The 15,026-nt window shown below is 68.1% G+C and carries 15 protein-coding genes; 5 read left to right on the top strand and 10 right to left on the bottom strand.

The window, feature by feature from the left end; genetic code table 11:
- Positions 1–163: 163 nt before the first annotated feature.
- Genes ACZ6YV_RS34540 through ACZ6YV_RS34570 form a run of 7 tightly spaced genes read right to left on the bottom strand, consistent with a single transcriptional unit; the run spans position 164 to position 7,032 of the window.
- Positions 164–757, bottom strand: a complete 594-nt coding sequence (locus ACZ6YV_RS34540) for a GTP-binding protein (RefSeq protein ID WP_465513600.1) — start codon at positions 755–757, stop codon at positions 164–166.
- The gene (locus ACZ6YV_RS34545; RefSeq protein WP_005156033.1) at positions 735–1,115 is read right to left on the bottom strand and encodes a DUF742 domain-containing protein; all 381 of its coding nucleotides are present in this window, start codon (positions 1,113–1,115) and stop codon (positions 735–737) included. The genes ACZ6YV_RS34540 and ACZ6YV_RS34545 overlap by 23 nt, the downstream gene beginning before the upstream one ends.
- 20 nt (positions 1,116–1,135) lie before the next feature.
- Positions 1,136–1,561 carry a roadblock/LC7 domain-containing protein gene (locus tag ACZ6YV_RS34550; protein ID WP_005156032.1) on the bottom strand — a complete coding sequence of 142 codons (426 nt, stop codon included), beginning with the start codon at positions 1,559–1,561 and terminating at the stop codon, positions 1,136–1,138.
- A complete protein-coding gene (locus ACZ6YV_RS34555) occupies positions 1,558–4,284 on the bottom strand; it encodes a sensor histidine kinase (protein WP_465513601.1) in 2,727 nt (908 codons plus the stop codon). The genes ACZ6YV_RS34550 and ACZ6YV_RS34555 overlap by 4 nt, the downstream gene beginning before the upstream one ends.
- A 2-nt stretch (positions 4,285–4,286) precedes the next feature.
- Positions 4,287–5,075, bottom strand: a complete 789-nt coding sequence (locus ACZ6YV_RS34560; RefSeq protein ID WP_465513602.1) for an ABC transporter ATP-binding protein — start codon at positions 5,073–5,075, stop codon at positions 4,287–4,289.
- Positions 5,072–6,031, bottom strand: a complete 960-nt coding sequence (locus ACZ6YV_RS34565; RefSeq protein ID WP_378241036.1) for an ABC transporter permease — start codon at positions 6,029–6,031, stop codon at positions 5,072–5,074. Before ACZ6YV_RS34565 ends, ACZ6YV_RS34560 begins: the two co-directional genes overlap by 4 nt.
- Positions 6,028–7,032: an ABC transporter substrate-binding protein gene (locus ACZ6YV_RS34570; RefSeq protein WP_465513603.1), complete on the bottom strand. Its 1,005-nt coding sequence runs from the start codon at positions 7,030–7,032 to the stop codon at positions 6,028–6,030. The genes ACZ6YV_RS34565 and ACZ6YV_RS34570 overlap by 4 nt, the downstream gene beginning before the upstream one ends.
- 390 nt (positions 7,033–7,422) lie before the next feature.
- Here ACZ6YV_RS34570 and ACZ6YV_RS34575 point away from each other — a divergent pair, with 390 nt between their 5' ends.
- The 5 genes from ACZ6YV_RS34575 to ACZ6YV_RS34595 all read left to right on the top strand — a co-directional run bounded on the left by ACZ6YV_RS34575 (position 7,423) and on the right by ACZ6YV_RS34595 (position 12,687).
- Positions 7,423–7,794 carry a hypothetical protein gene (locus tag ACZ6YV_RS34575; RefSeq protein WP_465513604.1) on the top strand — a complete coding sequence of 124 codons (372 nt, stop codon included), beginning with the start codon at positions 7,423–7,425 and terminating at the stop codon, positions 7,792–7,794.
- A 594-nt stretch (positions 7,795–8,388) separates the two neighbouring features.
- The gene (gene pdxH / locus ACZ6YV_RS34580) at positions 8,389–9,075 is read left to right on the top strand and encodes a pyridoxamine 5'-phosphate oxidase (RefSeq protein WP_378241039.1); all 687 of its coding nucleotides are present in this window, start codon (positions 8,389–8,391) and stop codon (positions 9,073–9,075) included.
- 238 nt (positions 9,076–9,313) lie between these two features.
- Positions 9,314–10,597 carry an MFS transporter gene (locus ACZ6YV_RS34585; protein WP_465513605.1) on the top strand — a complete coding sequence of 428 codons (1,284 nt, stop codon included), beginning with the start codon at positions 9,314–9,316 and terminating at the stop codon, positions 10,595–10,597.
- Between the two features lie 24 nt (positions 10,598–10,621).
- On the top strand, positions 10,622–11,206 hold the full coding sequence (locus tag ACZ6YV_RS34590) for a DUF3558 domain-containing protein (protein WP_465513606.1): 585 nt from the start codon (positions 10,622–10,624) through the stop codon (positions 11,204–11,206).
- Positions 11,207–11,301: 95 nt separating this feature from the next.
- The gene (locus ACZ6YV_RS34595; protein WP_465513607.1) at positions 11,302–12,687 is read left to right on the top strand and encodes an APC family permease; all 1,386 of its coding nucleotides are present in this window, start codon (positions 11,302–11,304) and stop codon (positions 12,685–12,687) included.
- Between the two features lie 5 nt (positions 12,688–12,692).
- On the opposite strand, the gene ACZ6YV_RS34600 is transcribed toward ACZ6YV_RS34595, so the two are convergent.
- Genes ACZ6YV_RS34600 through ACZ6YV_RS34610 form a run of 3 tightly spaced genes read right to left on the bottom strand, consistent with a single transcriptional unit; the run spans position 12,693 to position 14,925 of the window.
- A complete protein-coding gene (locus ACZ6YV_RS34600; RefSeq protein WP_465513608.1) occupies positions 12,693–13,520 on the bottom strand; it encodes an MBL fold metallo-hydrolase in 828 nt (275 codons plus the stop codon).
- A complete protein-coding gene (locus ACZ6YV_RS34605; RefSeq protein ID WP_465513609.1) occupies positions 13,517–14,347 on the bottom strand; it encodes an MBL fold metallo-hydrolase in 831 nt (276 codons plus the stop codon). The genes ACZ6YV_RS34600 and ACZ6YV_RS34605 overlap by 4 nt, the downstream gene beginning before the upstream one ends.
- Positions 14,347–14,925, bottom strand: coding sequence for a TetR/AcrR family transcriptional regulator (locus tag ACZ6YV_RS34610; protein ID WP_465513610.1), 579 nt, complete (start codon positions 14,923–14,925; stop codon positions 14,347–14,349). The genes ACZ6YV_RS34605 and ACZ6YV_RS34610 overlap by 1 nt, the downstream gene beginning before the upstream one ends.
- Positions 14,926–15,026: the final 101 nt, after the last annotated feature.

Here is a 15,026-nt window from a genome sequence, read left to right on the forward strand (position 1 = left end):
TCCGGCCGTCGTGACCGGTCCGATCACGACGGGACTGTGTGGATTTCCGGTCATCCAACGCACCAAAATCCACACAGTCGGCGCCGCAGGCCCGGTGTCGCGCAGAGTCACCGACACCGTCCACAAACACGCCAGGTTTGCCTTACCCCTCAATAAGGTCGCGTCAGGAAGCGGCGGAAGCCCGCCGGAAGGTGTTGTGCAGCACCGCCAGCAGCGCGTCCCGGACCGAAAGCCGCTGCCGCGCGTCGAACGTGATCAGCGGGACGTCCTCGCTCACCGCGAGTGCCCAGCGCACGTCCTCCAGATCGTGCTTGAGGGAACCGTCGAAGACGTTCACCCCGACCACGAACGGCAGCCCGGCCTTCTCGAAGTAGTCGACGGCCGGGTAGCAGTCGTCGAGCCGCCGGGTGTCGACGATGACGAGCGCGCCCAGTGCGCCGAGGACCAGGTCGTGCCACATGAACCCGAACCGGTCCTGTCCCGGCGTGCCGAAGAGGTACAGCTTCACCTCTTCGTCGATGGTGATGCAGCCGAAGTCCAGCGCCACCGTGGTGGTGGTCTTCGACGGCACCTCCACGCCCGTCCCGTCGACGGCCGCGCCGGTCGAGGTCATGGCGGCCTCGGTGGTCAGCGGTTTGATCTCCGAGATCGCGCCGACGGTGGTCGTCTTGCCGACCCCGAACCCGCCGGCGATGACGATCTTGACCGGTGTCGGCGGCTTGGCCGACACCGGTTCAGCGAATTGCTTCGAGTCCACGAATGACCCTTTCGATCATGCCGAGGTCCTGGGTGAAGGCTCCGGCCGGGCGGCGCAGCACGACGTAGCCGAGTGCGGCGAGATCCGCCACGAGCACCCTGGCCACGCCGATGTGCAGACCGAGCATCGCCGCTACTTCGGCGACGGATTTCGTTTCCCGGCAAAGGGAAACGATCTCCCGTCGTTCGAAGGTCAGCCTCGCCTGCGACGCCGCGCCGAGTCTGCTCGTGAGCACCTGTGCCTCGATTTCGAGCGTGCCGTCCACCGGCTGTGCGCGGCCGGCGGTGAGCAGATACGGGCGCAGCGGTGAGATGCCCTGTTCGGCGCCTCTCGGCTGAGGTACCTGATCATCGCTCATTCCCTTGTCCCCTCGTCAGTTCAGCTGCCGACGCTCTTCTTCAGTTCCTCGATCAGCGCAGGGGTGAGTACTTCGGTGGCGCGGTTGGCGAACATCGCCATCTCGTAGGCGATCGTGCCGAGGCTGGCCTGCTTGGTGGCGAGCACACCGAGCGAACAGCCGATGCTGATCGTGCAGACCAGCAGGTAGCCCTGTTCCAGCTCGATGATGATCTTGTCGGGTGACCCGAGCGGGTGGCTCTCGGAGACACCGTGCGCCAGGCCGAGCATCGCCGAGCAGATCGCGGCCAGCCGGTCGGCGTTGGCTCGTTCCAGCTCGGACGACATCGCGATCAGCAGACCGTCGGCCGAGACGGCGATCGCGCCCATCGCGCTCGCCGTGTTCTGTGCGAAGCGCGTCACCAACCAGTTGAAATTCCGGGCTTCGACGCTGACTCCGGTCGTCATCTCTTGCTCTTCTCTCTCTGTTCCATCTCCGGGTTGACGGCTTTCTCCAACCCGTCACTGAAGGCATCGAACGCGGCACGCTCGGCCTCGGGGTCACGCATGCCCTTGGGCTTGGTGGTGTTCAGTGCCGCCCGCGCGGTCTGGTGTCGCGCGGCCGGTCCTTTCGACAGCCCCGGCGCCAGCTGGGCACCGGGGACCCGCCGGGTGAGACCGCCGCGGGAGGCGGCGGGCACCGGCGTCGGGGTCGGCATGGGCATCGGAATCGGGTTGCCCGCCGGCGGGCTCACCGGGGGCGGTGGTGCTTGCGGCGGTACCGGATCTTCTCCAGGTCCGGTAGTGGCCTTCGCGAGTCCGGCCTCGAACCCGTCGAAGGCCGCTTTGGCCGCTTCTGGATCATGCCTGGACTTCTGCCGCGACGGTGCGTCGGGGGCGCCTGGAAGCTGCGCGCCCTTGACCCGCCGCCGCAGCCCGCCGCGGGTCTCCCCGGAATCGGCGGTCAGGGTCGGCTTGGGAGCTTCGAACGCGGTCACCGGCTCGGGCTGGGAGACGGGAACGGGCGCGGGAAGCGGTGTGGGTTCCGGCATCGGCATCGGCATCGGCTCCGGAATCGCCCGGTCGGTCTTGCGGAACCATCGGAAGTCCTTGGGAGGCCTGCCGTCGCGCGGCATCATCCCGGCGATGGCCAGCATCGGCGGCTCGCCCGCGGGCGCTTTTTCCCGCGGCTGGGGCCGGGACTGGAGCTGCGGCTGAGGCGGATCGGGCTCGTCGCCCGGTTCCACCGTCGGCCACGCCGGCGGCGCCGGGACGGACTTCGGCGCGGGCGCCCGGTAGGTCAGCAGATTCGGCGGGACGGCGATCCGCGCGGTGATACCCGCTCCCGGCTCGGTCTCGGTCAGCTCGACCTTGAGCCCGTACCGCCGCGCGAGCCGCCCGACCACGAACAGCCCGAGCACACTGGTCGGCGCCAGTTCGAGCCGTTCGCGTTCGACCAGCCGCCGGTTCTCCTCGGCGAGCCGTTCGCCGGTCATGCCGATGCCCTGGTCCCTGATCACGATCAGGCAGGAGCCGTCGGGCAGGATCTTCGTGCCGACGTCCACAAAGGACTCCGGCGGAGAGAACGACGTCGCGTTCTCCAGCAGCTCGGCGAAGATCAGCACCAGATCCGAACCGAACGGCGACGACAGCAGGACGTCGCCCATCGAACCGAGCCGGACCCGCTGGTAGTCCTCGATCTCCGCGAGCGCCGAGCGCAGCGCCGTCGAAAGCTCGATCGGCCCGGAAATCCTTGCCTCGTCGCGGTTTCCCGAAACGACGAGGAGGTTGTCCGCGTTCCGGCGCAGACGGGTGGAGAGGTGGTCGAGCCGGTAGAGGCTCGCCAGCAGCGCGACGTCCTGCTCGTTGCGCTCCAGTTCGTCGACCAGCGCCAGCTGCCTGCCCACCAGGTTCTGCGTCCGCTTCGCGACGTTGGCGAACATGAGGCCGACGTTGCGCCGCGTGACGGCCTGCCGTTCCACCAGTTCGGCCGCGGTGGCCTGCACCCGGTTGAACGCCTCGGCCAGCTTGCCGAGTTCGTCCTGTGAGGACACGTCGATGGTGGCGAGCCGCGGCGCGAGTTCTTCGGCCTGCTCGGTGTCGGTGACCCGGACCAGTTCGGTACTCGCGAGGTCCGCGACCGACGTCGCCGCCGTGGTCAGCTTCCGCAGCGGATCCGCGATCGACCGGCTGACCGCGATCGCGAGACCACCGACCAGCAGGAACAGCACACCGGCGCCGACACCGATCGTCCACGCCAGGTTCTGCGCGGCGTCCGCACGTGCGGTCGCGGTGTCGGTGATGCCGGTGGTGACCGCGTCCTGGGCGAGCCGCCGCTGATTCGACTGGGCGTCGACGGCGCCGAGGATGTCCGGCAGCAGGTTCTGCACGGCCTGGCGGCCGCGGGCTTCCGAGATCCTGCCTTCCAGCGCGTCGACCCGGCGGCCCGTCTCGCCCTGTTCGACCGCGACGACCTGCGTGGCCTGGGTGACGTCGGCCTGCTGCACGAATCGTTCGAGGAACAGCGAAGACTGCTGTTTCGCGTCGTCCAGCACCGGCTGACCGGACTCGGGGGTGACCAGCACGATGATCAACGCCATACCGCGCAACGAGTTCTCCTCGTTCGCGCGCAGCAGCGCGTCGAGCGCGGTCAGCTGCCGGGTGCCTTCCGCGTCACTGGTCTGCTGCGGGACGAGGCGAAGCGAGTTGATGACCGAGTCGATCACCGCGTGGTACGTCCGCGCCACGCTGTCCAGCGAGGCGCCGCGCCGGAGCGCGTTCTCCCGGATCTCGCTCAGCGACCCGATCCGCACCAGCGCCGCGGCGAGCTCTTCCGGCGCGTCCGCGGGCAGTTGTGCGCGTACCCGGTTCACCGTGTCCGCGACGACACCCTGCTGCTTCAGCATCGCCGAACTGCCCGCCGACGAAGACGCGATGTAGTGCGCCGTCAGCAGCCTTTCCCGCTGCAGTTCCCAGGCCAGCGTGCCGAGGGCACGGGCCTGCGACGCGACGTCGGCGGTGGTGCGGGCGGACCGGGCGTCGTCGACTTCACCGGCGACGTAAGGCACCGACACCAGGACCACGGCGGTCAGCGGCAGCATCAGGAGCAGGTTGAGCTTGCCCCGGATGCCGAGTCTGCCGAGCAGTCCGGAACGCGAGGTGCGTTCCGGCCGGGTCTTCCCGTGCCTCATGATCACCTTTCTTCTCGGCTCCGCCCGAGATGTCCGCGGTGCTGTTCCCGGACGAGATCTTCGATGGACGCGCGCAGCGCGACGAACTCCGGCGCGCGTTTGACCGCGAGCTCGCGGTCTTCGGGCAGGTCGACCACGATGTCCGCGGCCACCCGGCCCGGATCAGAGGCCAGCACCACGACGCGCCTTGCGAGGAACACGGCCTCTTCGACGTCGTGGGTCACCATCAGCACGGTGGTGCCGGTGTCGGTCCAGATCCGGCGGATCAGGACCTGCATGTCCTCTTTGGTCTGGACGTCCAGCGCGCCGAAAGGTTCGTCCAGCAGCAGGACGTCGGGTTCGCCCGCCAGTGCCCGCGCGATCGCGACCCGCTGCTTCTGCCCGCCGGAAAGCTGCTTGGGCAACGACTTCCGCAGGTGGGCGAGCCCGGTCTCGTCGAGATACCACTCGACCCGGCGCGCGCGTTCGGCCTTGTCGATGCTCAGCAGTTCGAGTCCGAACGCGACATTGCTCTCGACCGTGCGCCACGGGTACAGCGCGCCGTGCTGGAACACCAGCCCGCGATCCGGGCCGGGGCCGGTCACGGCGTCGCCGTCGAGGGTGATGAGCCCTTCGGACGGTTCGGCCAGCCCGGCGATCAGCGAGAGCAGGGTCGACTTGCCGGACCCGCTCGCGCCGACCACGCAGACGAAGTCGCCGCGCGCGATGTCGAGGTCGATCCCGTCGAGTGCCCGGGTGGTCTTGCCGCGGACGGTGTAGTCCTTGGCGACGGCCTTCAGCTGGAGCGTCATGCGGCCCACTTCCCGACCCTGGCCCGCAGGAGCCGCAGCGCGATGTCGATGACCAGTCCGAGCAGGCCGATCACGATCAGCAGCGCGAAGATCCGGTCGGTCTGGGTGAACCGCTGCGCCCGCATGATCCGCAGGCCGAGCCCGGCGGTGGCGTTGATCAGTTCGGCGACCACCACGAAGTTCCACGCGGCCGCGGCGTTGACGCGGGTCGCGTCGATCATGCCGGGCAGCGCGTGCGGGACGATCACCTTGCGCAGGACCTCACCGCGCCGCGCGCCGAGCGTGTAGGACACGTCGATCAGGGAACGCGGCACCCCGCGGACGGCGTCGGCGGTCATCAGCGTGTTGAAGAAGACCGTGCCGAGGAACAGGACAGCGACTTTCGACGGTTCGCCGAGGCCGAGCCAGATCATCAGCAGCGGGATGAACGCGCTCGCCGGCAGGTAGCGCAGCATCGCGATGACCGGTTCGAACAGCGCCAGCCCCGCGTTGAACGTCCCCATCACGATGCCGAGCGGGACCGAGACGATCACCGCCAGCCCGAAGCCGAGCAGCACGCGCTGGGTCGTGGCCCAGAGGTCGCTGAACAGTTCACCCGACTCGATCATCTTCAGCAGCGCGTCGAACACCGCGACCGGCGTCGGCAGGAACGTGGGCTTGATGGTGCCCAGCGCGTTCAGCGTCACCCAGATCAGCAGCGGGATCGCGAACGAGGCCACCGCCAGCGTCCACCGCCAGCGCGCGGAGATCGGTGTCCGGAGCGAGAACAGCGGGGAGGCGTTCGGTTTGAGGCCCGCCCGGCGGGGCAGCGGCGACCAGTCCGGTCGTGCGCCGCCCCGGCGACGGTCTTCCTGCGCTTCGGCGAGCCGCTGCTCGTCGTCGAGACGCCGCGCTTCGGCCTCGTCAGCGGCGTCCGTCCGCTGAGAGGCCTGCTTCGCCGCGTCCGTGGTGCTCACTTCACCGCCTTGACGTACTGGTCGTCGAAGAGCGCGTCGAAGTTGGGACGGTTCTGGGCGAGTCCGTTGGAGATGATGAAGTCGGCGATCTTGCCCGCCTGGAAGTTCAGGTGGGCGGGGGTGACGCCGGGGGTGAACGCGTCGAGGTTCTGCTGCTTGGTGAAGATCGTGGTGCCCGCGTCGTAGGTCTTGTACTCGTCGATCGTCACGGCGCCGCGTTTGGCCATGATCCGCACGGCCTCGTCCCGGTTCTGCTTGATCCAGTCGATCGTCTGGAACCAGGTGTCCACCAGCGCCTGGACCTCCTTCTTGCGCTCCTTCGACATCTGCTCGGAGACGACGAGGTGGTCGGGGATGGCGCCGGGGAACTCGGCGGACGTCCCGATCGCGCGGCTGCCGGGGCGCTGCAGCGCCGTCGTGGTGAACGGGGCGAACGCGGCGACGGCGTCGACCTGCCCGCCGACGAACGCGGCGGCGGCGGCGTCGGTCAGCAGCGGGACCAGCTGGATGTCCTTCTCGGTCAGCTTCGCTTCCTGCAGCGCCAGCAGGAGGAGGTAGTGGTCGACGGTGCCCTGCTCGACGGCGACCTTCTTGCCCTTGAGGTCGGCGATGCCGGTGATCCCCTCACGGGCGATGATCTTGTCGTTGCCGGTCGAGTTGTCGTTGACCAGGACCACCGACAGCTTCGCGCCACCGCTGACGGAGGCGAGGGTGTCGTTGAGGGTCTGGCTGTTCGCGTCGATCGCGCCCGAAGAGAGTGCGTTGATGCTCTCGGTGTAGCTGTCGAACCACTTCAGGTCGACGGTCACGCCGTTCTTCTCGAAGAGCCCCTTCTCCTGCGCCACCGCCCACGGGAACCAGCCCGGCCAAGCGCTGTAACCGATGGTGACCTTGGTGCCGGAGGCGGCCGTGCTGTCGGAACATGCCGAAAGGGCGGTCACGCCGGCGAGCGAAAGGGCGCACAACAACGCCGTCATGAGACGGCGGGAACGGGAAATCACAACGCACTCCTGGGGAAGGGGAGTAACTCGGGCGTGGAAAGTTCCGGCGGTTCGAGCGCAGGAGTGATCGACCGGTGTCGAACTCCCTCACGGAAGCCCGGCCGGCAATAGCGGACGGATCAGCCGCACACCCGGCCGTCCCATCCAAACCTCTGAACACACTGGATAGAGGTGATCACCCCGTTGCTCTCGGCGGCGATCCTATCGAGTGGCGCAAGGTCTACCTAGTGTGATCGTCAGCTCTTGCCTGATTTGCTGTCACATTCTGCTAAATCCGGCCGTTCGCCCCAAGGGGTGGACTCTCGCCTGGTGGGCAACCCCGGGCGGACGGGTGTACGTCCATCGGGTGGCGGGTGAAAACTTCGCCCGTCTTCGGGGAGGGAGCAGAGGATGAAATTTCGTTCGGCCGCGTTGTGCGTCGCGGGGGCGGCGCTCGTGTCCACCTTGGCCGGAGCGGGACAGGCGAACGCGACCAGACCGTCCAGTCTGGTCTTGAACCCGAACACCGTCGTCGCAGGTGGGACGGTCACCGCGGACATCTACTGCCTGCGCCCGTCCGGGGCGGGCGAGCTCGCGACGACCCTCGCCGCGGACGGTCTCGCCGCGCCGATTCCCTTGCGGGTGGTGGGAGACGGGGGCACCGGCGGCATCGGTGTCGCGCTGCGGGGCGACGGTCCTGTCGGGACGGTGCCGGGTCGGTACACGGCGTCGTACGACTGCTGGGGCTGGATTGTCCGCGCGGAGTTCACTGTCACGAACTGACAGCGAAACAGGAGAAGCGAAGGCCGGTTTCGGGACGAATTGCCGTCCCGGAGCCGGCCTTCTGGCACATCTTGCGGAGATGTGTCGCGGAGGTTTCCCCGTCCGGTAATTTCTGTCAAACGACAGAATTAGCCGGGGGCGGCGCCGGGTGCCTCGCCGCGCCGGGCGTGAATGGTCGAAAGAATTGTCCGCGAGCGCGGGAATGGACGGTAAAGAAAAGGGAATGCGAAGTCCGGATCCTCGGCTGACGATTCCTTGTCGATCTGTGCCGACAGGGTCTGTCCAGGCAATTCCCGTGCCGGGCAAAGGCGAGCGGGTCCGGCATTTCGACGGTGAGTGCGATTCCGCGGGCCACCGGGACGATCCGGAACAAAGCGCGGTCCGGCGTCGGATCGCGGAGGTCCGGCCTGTATCGATCAGGGACCGGAAGGTAACCGGGAGGTAACGGCTTGCGGTCCAGCGGTTACACACAGATGATCGGGCAGGGGTGGCGGGTGTCACCGTTCAGTGGGTTTCGCCGCCGCCTTCTAGGCAATACCGTCGGCGGCAAAGCCGAAGTCACAGATGCCCCGACCGGGTACGGAGGTTTGGCGGATGATGCCGGAGATCAAGGATGGCGCTGTCGGTGGTGACGACGCCGTCGTACGCCTGCCCGGAATGCGGGTGGCCTACGAAGGGGCCGCCTTCGACGAGTCCGCGCTGGCGGAGACCTGGACCACCCAGCTACAGGACTGGCTGAACCAGGCCGTCTCCGCCGGGGTCGCCGAACCGAACGCGATGGTGCTCGCCACGGCGGACCCGGAGGGCAGGCCGTCCTCCCGGACCGTCCTGTGCAAGGGCCTCGACGAACGCGGCGTCGTGTTCTACACGAACTACACCTCGACCAAGAGCCACGACCTCACCGCGACGCGCTACGCGTCGATCACCTTCCCCTGGTACGCCCTGCAACGTCAGGTCCACGTGCGCGGCGAGGTGGAGAAGGTCAACGTCACCGAGACCGCCGAGTACTGGGCCTCCCGGCCGCGAGGTTCGCAGCTCGGGGCCTGGGCCTCGCCGCAGTCCCGCGTCGTCGCCGGCCGCCGCGCCCTCGAGACCGCGCTTCACGGCATCGAGCGGCGCTTCGCCGATGTCGAGAACATCCCGTTCCCGCCACACTGGGGCGGCTGGCGCATCCGGCCCGACATCGTCGAGTTCTGGCAGGGCCGCGAGGACCGCATGCACGACAGGCTCCGCTACGTCCGCACCGACGACGGCTGGCAGATCGAACGCGTCGCGCCGTAATTTTTGCTGTGTTTTTGTCGAGCGCTGACGAAAAGCGCGCCGAAGGGGCGCCTGGGCCGTACTCAACTCGCGTTGGGTGCGGAGGGCGCCCCTTCATCGCGTTTTCGTGGGCCTTCGGCCCGAAAGAGGGCGCGCGAGGTGAAGTCACTCGTCGCGCTGACGCGCTCCCGGGAGACCGGGTGCTGGGTGACTTAAATCGCGCGCGGGTGGTTAGTTAGCGCGGCTAAGCTGTCGGGTTGTGAGTGACGACGTGGGGGTTGAGCAGCGCAAGGGTGTCCGCAAACTGTTCGGCTCGATCGTCGTGGACACCCGGCCACTCAAGATCCCCGCGTTCCGCCGCCTCTGGCTGTCCACCGCGGTCACCGCCGTCGGCAGCCAGCTCACCGCCGTCGCGGTCCCCAAACAGGTCTTCGACCTCACCGGTTCGTCGGCGTACGTCGGCCTGACCGGCCTGGTCGCCCTGATCCCGCTGCTCGTCTTCGGTCTCTGGGGCGGCGCCATCGCGGACGCCGTCGACCGCCGCAAGCTCCTGCTCGTCACCAACGTCGGCGTCACGGTCACCTCGGCGGTCCTGTGGCTCCAAGCCTTCCTGAACATCGGCTCCGTCTGGCTCGTCCTGGCCCTGCTCGCGGTCAACCAGGCGTTCTTCGCGGTCAACATGCCGACCCGCAGCGCCGTCGTCGCCCGGCTGGTGCCGGACAGCCTGATCGCGTCCGCGACCGCGCTGAGCAGCACGATGTCCACCTTCGGTGCGGTCTTCGGCCCGCTGCTCGCCGGTTCGCTGATCCCGGTCATCGGCCTTTCGACGCTCTACCTGATCGACGTCGTCGCGTTGACGCTGACCCTCATCGCGGTCTGGAAGCTGCCCCCGATCCCGCCGCTCGGCGAGGTCGCGCGCCGCGCCGGGATCCGCGACATCATCGACGGCTTCAAGTACCTGGCGACGCAGAAGATCCTGCTGGCGTCCTTCCTCGTCGACATCATCGCGATGGTCGCGGGCATGCCGCGCGCGTTGATCCCGGAGATGGCGGAGCGCACCTTCGGCGACCCGCCCGGCGGCGGCCCGGCACTGGGCTGGCTGTACGCCGCGCTCCCGGCGGGCGCGATGCTCATCGGCCTCTTCTCCGGCTGGCTGACCAGGATCAAAAAACAGGGCGTCGGCGTGATCGTCTCGGTCTGTGTCTGGGGCGCCGCCGTCGCCGGGTTCGGGCTCGCGAACTCGCTGTGGCTCGCGGTCTTCTTCATGGCGCTCGCCGGGGCCGCCGACATGGTCAGCGCGATCTACCGGATGTCGATCCTGCAGGTCGCCACCACCGACGAGATGCGCGGACGGCTGCAAGGCGTGTTCACCGTCGTCGTCGCGGGTGGCCCGCGGATCGCCGACCTCACCCACGGCTGGGCGGCCGCCGGTGTCGGCACCGCCGCCGCGGCCTCGGGCGGCGGGGTCCTGGTCATCGTGCTGGTCATCGGCGCGGCGCTGCTGATCCCGTCGTTCTGGCGGTACCGGGCCCCGGTCGACTGAGCCATTCGGACTATCGTCGGGTCCATGCGTATTTCACGGGCGATCATCCTGTTCGCCGCTGTCATCGCGACCCTTTCCGCCTGCTCGTCCGGGGAGAAGACGGACAACGCCGCCAAGCCGTCGAGCCCGGCGCCCGCTCCGTCCTCCGCGCCGAGCTCGTCGGCCGCTCCCACCGGTGGCGCCGGCGGGAAGGAACCGTGCGCGCTGCTGCCCGCCGAGGCCGTCGGGAAGGCGGTCAACATCCAGGGCATGACGTCGGCGCCGGGCCCGGTGCAGGACCACGCGGCCAACGGTGGCAAGGCCAAGAGCTGCGTCTACTCCGCGGGCGGCAAGGAACTCGGCGCACTCGCGGTGACCCGCTTCGAGGGCAGCAAGCTCAAGCCCACCGAGATGGTCGCCGCGCTGAAGAAGGCGAAGGCGGGTGCGAAGGACGTCGCCGGCATCGGTGAAGGCGCCATTTACTACGCCACCGGCGAGAACAAGACCGCGACCTTGGCCACCGCCGAACTCGTCGGCGGCGTGCCGGTGCTGGTCAACTACACCGGGCCTGCCGCGATGACGCAGGAGATGATGGTCCCGCTGGTGAAGACCGCGGTCGACGCGAACTGACCGAAATACCCAGATTCGCGTCCCGTCAACCCGTGACGAAGAACTGACCAAAACGGACTGTCGGTCACAGACGTGATGCGGCACACTCTTGCCGCATGGCGGACACGACGACAACAGAACAGACCGGTCCGGCCGGTCAGCCGAGCCTCAAACGGGTCATGGGTTCCAAGCTCCTGCTGTTCTTCGTGGTGGGGGACATCATCGGGACGGGCGTCTACGCGCTCACCGGGCAGGTGGCGGGCCGGGTCGGCGGCGCGCTGTGGCTGCCGTTCCTGATCGCGTTCGTGGTCGCGATCATGACCGCGTTCAGCTACCTCGAACTGGTCGGCAAGTACCCGCAGGCAGCGGGGGCCGCGCTGTACACGCACAAGGCGTTCAAGATCCGCTTCCTCACCTTCATGGTGGCGTTCGCGGTGATGTGCTCGGGGATCACGTCGGCCTCGTCCGCGGCGAAGGCCTTCGGGGACACCTATCTCGCCGAGTTCATCACCGCGCCGATGCCGCTGGTGGCGATCCTGTTCGTGATCGGGCTCGCGCTGATCAACTTCCGCGGGGTCTCCGAATCGGTGAAGACCAACGTGGTGCTGACCTGCATCGAGATCGGCGGCCTGCTGATCATCATCGGGGTCGGTGTGTGGGCGGTGCTCAACGGCAACGGGGACGCCTCGCGGCTGGTCGAGTTCGACACCGAGAACCAGACGATGCTGGTGGCGATCACCTCGGCGACGTCGCTGGCGTTCTTCGCGATGGTCGGTTTCGAGGACTCGGTGAACATGGCCGAGGAGTGCAAGGACCCGATCCGGATCTTCCCGAAGGCGATGCTGTGGGGCATGGTCATCGCCGCGACCATCTACATCCTGGTCTCCGTGACCTCTTCGCTGCTGGTGCCCGCTGACGACCTGGAGGCCGCCAAGAGCAGCGCGCTGCTGAAGGTGCTCGACGTCGGGGCGCCCGGATTCCCGCGCGAGGTCTTCTCCGCGATCGGTCTCTTCGCGGTCATCAACTCGGCGCTGATCAACATGCTGATGGCCAGCCGCCTGCTCTACGGCTTGGCGAACCAGCGGATCATCCCGAAACAGCTGGGCACGGTGCACCCGTTCCGTCGCAGCCCGTGGGTGGCCATCGTGTTCACCAGCATCATCGCCATCGGCCTTGTGTCCTTTGTGGACATCAGTGTGCTCGGCGGTACGACGGCGTTGCTGCTGCTGGCGGTCTTCGCCATCGTCAACGTCGCTGTCTTGGTGCTGCGTAAGGACAAGTCGGCGCACAAGCATTTCCGCGCACCGACGATCATCCCGGTGCTGGCCGCGATCTTCTGCGTCTACCTGGTGACCCCGTTGTCCGGGCGGCCCGCCCGCGACTACAAGGTCGCCGCGGTCCTGCTCGGCGTCGGTGTCGTGCTGTGGTGTGTCAACTGGCTCGTCATGCGGGCCACGCACAGCGAGGAGGACCGGCAGCCCGTCGAGCCGCCGGTCGGCTGACCTCTTCAGTCCCTCTTGAGCGCCTGGTACTCCACCGGGCTGTGGGCCGAGAACACGGTGACGTCGTCGGCGTGTTCTCGGCTCAGCTCACGCAGCCGCTCGACGTTCTCCAGTCGCGGTTTGCGCAGCGTCTGCACCATGTTCTGGAACACGGTCATCCCCGGCGGGCAGTGCGGCTTCACCGGATCCATCTGACCGTGGAAGAAGTACGCGTCGCCCGCGTGCAGCAGCCAGCCGTCACCGGTGTCGACAGCCACCCCGGTGTGGCCCTTGGTGTGTCCCGCGAGCGGCACCAGCAGGATCTCCGGCGGCAGGCCCTTGAGCTCGCGCACGGCCTGGAAGCCGAACCACTCGTCCCCGGCCTCGTCGTAGGTGCTCCACAGTGGACGGTGAGCGAACTGGTTGGCGCGGAACCGGAACTTCTCGCTCGCGTTCGAAGGTGACGTCGCCGCGTCGTGCTCCGCCGTGCGGACGTGCACGACGGCGTTCGGGAAGTCCGCGAGCCCGCCCGCGTGGTCGACGTCGAGGTGGGTGCAGACGATGTGCCGCACGTCCTCCAGCTTGTGGCCGAGCGCCTCGATCTGGTGGGCCGCTGTCTCCACCTCGACCGGCTTCGCGCCGACCATGATCGTGAACGGCGTGCCGAGCCACGTGCCGGGATTCGCGACGCCCTGGCGGCCGAAACCGGTGTCCACCAGCACGAGCCCGTCCCCGGTCTCGATCAGCAGGCAGTGCGCCACCAGCTCCGAGCGGCGCAGCAGACCCGGCTGGCCGTCGAGGAACTTGCCTCCCGGCGCCCGCATCGTGCCGCAGTTCAGATGGTGGACCTTCATAGCCTGCTCCTCTGGCTGAGCCGTTCGAATGCGGTGGCGTCGTGCGCGGCGAAGACCGTCACCTCGTCACCGTTGTTACTGACAAGTTCGCGCAGCCGGCGCTGGTTGTCCAGTCGTGCCGTTTTCTCCGTCTGCATGTACGACTCGAAGAAGCCGAGCGCGAAGGGGATGTGCGGCTTTTGCTCCAGCTCGCCGCCGTGGAAGACGGCGTCACCGGCGTTGAGGAGCCAGCCGTCACCCGTGTCGACCGCGATGCCGGCGTGCCCGCGGGTGTGCCCGGCGAGGGGAATGATCAGGACGTCCGGGACCCCTTCGAGCTCGCGGACGGCGTCGAAACCGAACCACGGCTCGCCGTCGGCGCGGTAGGACTTCCAGTTCGGGCCGTGGCTGAACTGGACCTTCCGGTAGCGGCTCGCCTCCTTGCGGTCGATCGGGTTTTCGAGCGCCTGGAGCTCGCGGGCGTGGACGTGGACCCGCGCCTGGGGGAAGTCGACGAGCCCGCCCGCGTGGTCGAGGTCGAGGTGGGTGAGCACGATGTCGCGCACGTCGGCGGGGTCCAAGCCGAGCTTGCGGATCTGCGTGGTGGCGCTGAGGTCGTCGTCGCTGTCGGGATGGACCAGCCGGACGAAACCGGCGCCGAGCCATTCCGTCGGACGGGTGACTGTCGGCGTGCCGACGCCGGTCTCGATGAGCACGAGCCCGGTGTCGGTCTCCAGCAGAAGGCAGTGGCAGATCAGCTCCGCGCGGCGGAACAGGCCGGGCTTGCCGTCGATGAGTTTGCCGCCGAGCGGCCGCATGGTTCCGCAGTTGAGATGGTGGACGCGCATCAGGACAGCTCCCGTTCGAGTGTGGTGCGAAGGTGAGGGGCGATCGCGCGCAGCGGCGCGGTGTCGTGCAACGTCTTGGCCAGCAGCAAGCCGCCCTCGACGGCGGCTAGGACGACGGTCGCCAGCTGACCGGCTTTCTCGGTGTTCAGCTTTTCGGTGTCCAGCGCGCCGGTGATGAGGGTGTGCCAGGAGGTGTAGCCGTCGGCGCAGGCCTGGCGGATCACCTCGCTGTCACCCGAGGCGTCCAGCGCGACCGTCGCGAGCGGGCAGCCGCGCTGGAACCCCGACTCCTCCAGCGAGGTCGCCAGCGCGTCGACGACGTTCTCGATACCGGTGATGACGTCGGGCGAGTTCGCGACGATCGCGCGCAGCTGATCGCAGAGCCGATCGGCGGACTGGCGGATGGCCTCGGCGGCCAGCTGCTCCTTGCCGCCGGGGAAGTGGAAGTAGAGCGATCCCTTGGGCGCGCCGACGGCGGCGACGAGCTGGTTGAGACCGGTGGCGTGGTAACCCTGCTGGTGGAAGAGCTCGGCGGCGGAGTCGAGCATGCGCTGCCGGGTGTCGGTGCGGCGGACCATGCGGCCGACTGTAGCCCAAACTATGACGACCGGTCTAGTAAGACTGGTTTACACAAAACCTCTGTTTCACGAATGTTTATGTAAACTGAGCGGCGAACCGA

This window comes from Amycolatopsis sp. NPDC102522, from assembly GCF_055584485.1.

Coding starts and splice junctions, on each gene's coding strand:
- ACZ6YV_RS34595 (WP_465513607.1), top strand. CDS start 11,302: ATGGCGGACACGACGACAACAGAACAGACCGGTCCGGCCGGTCAGCCG.
- ACZ6YV_RS34610 (WP_465513610.1), bottom strand. CDS start 14,925: ATGGTCCGCCGCACCGACACCCGGCAGCGCATGCTCGACTCCGCCGCC.
- ACZ6YV_RS34550 (WP_005156032.1), bottom strand. CDS start 1,561: ATGACGACCGGAGTCAGCGTCGAAGCCCGGAATTTCAACTGGTTGGTG.
- ACZ6YV_RS34545 (WP_005156033.1), bottom strand. CDS start 1,115: ATGAGCGATGATCAGGTACCTCAGCCGAGAGGCGCCGAACAGGGCATC.
- ACZ6YV_RS34560 (WP_465513602.1), bottom strand. CDS start 5,075: ATGACGCTCCAGCTGAAGGCCGTCGCCAAGGACTACACCGTCCGCGGC.
- ACZ6YV_RS34600 (WP_465513608.1), bottom strand. CDS start 13,520: ATGAAGGTCCACCATCTGAACTGCGGCACGATGCGGGCGCCGGGAGGC.
- pdxH (WP_378241039.1), top strand. CDS start 8,389: ATGATGCCGGAGATCAAGGATGGCGCTGTCGGTGGTGACGACGCCGTC.
- ACZ6YV_RS34575 (WP_465513604.1), top strand. CDS start 7,423: ATGAAATTTCGTTCGGCCGCGTTGTGCGTCGCGGGGGCGGCGCTCGTG.
- ACZ6YV_RS34590 (WP_465513606.1), top strand. CDS start 10,622: ATGCGTATTTCACGGGCGATCATCCTGTTCGCCGCTGTCATCGCGACC.
- ACZ6YV_RS34555 (WP_465513601.1), bottom strand. CDS start 4,284: ATGAGGCACGGGAAGACCCGGCCGGAACGCACCTCGCGTTCCGGACTG.
- ACZ6YV_RS34605 (WP_465513609.1), bottom strand. CDS start 14,347: ATGCGCGTCCACCATCTCAACTGCGGAACCATGCGGCCGCTCGGCGGC.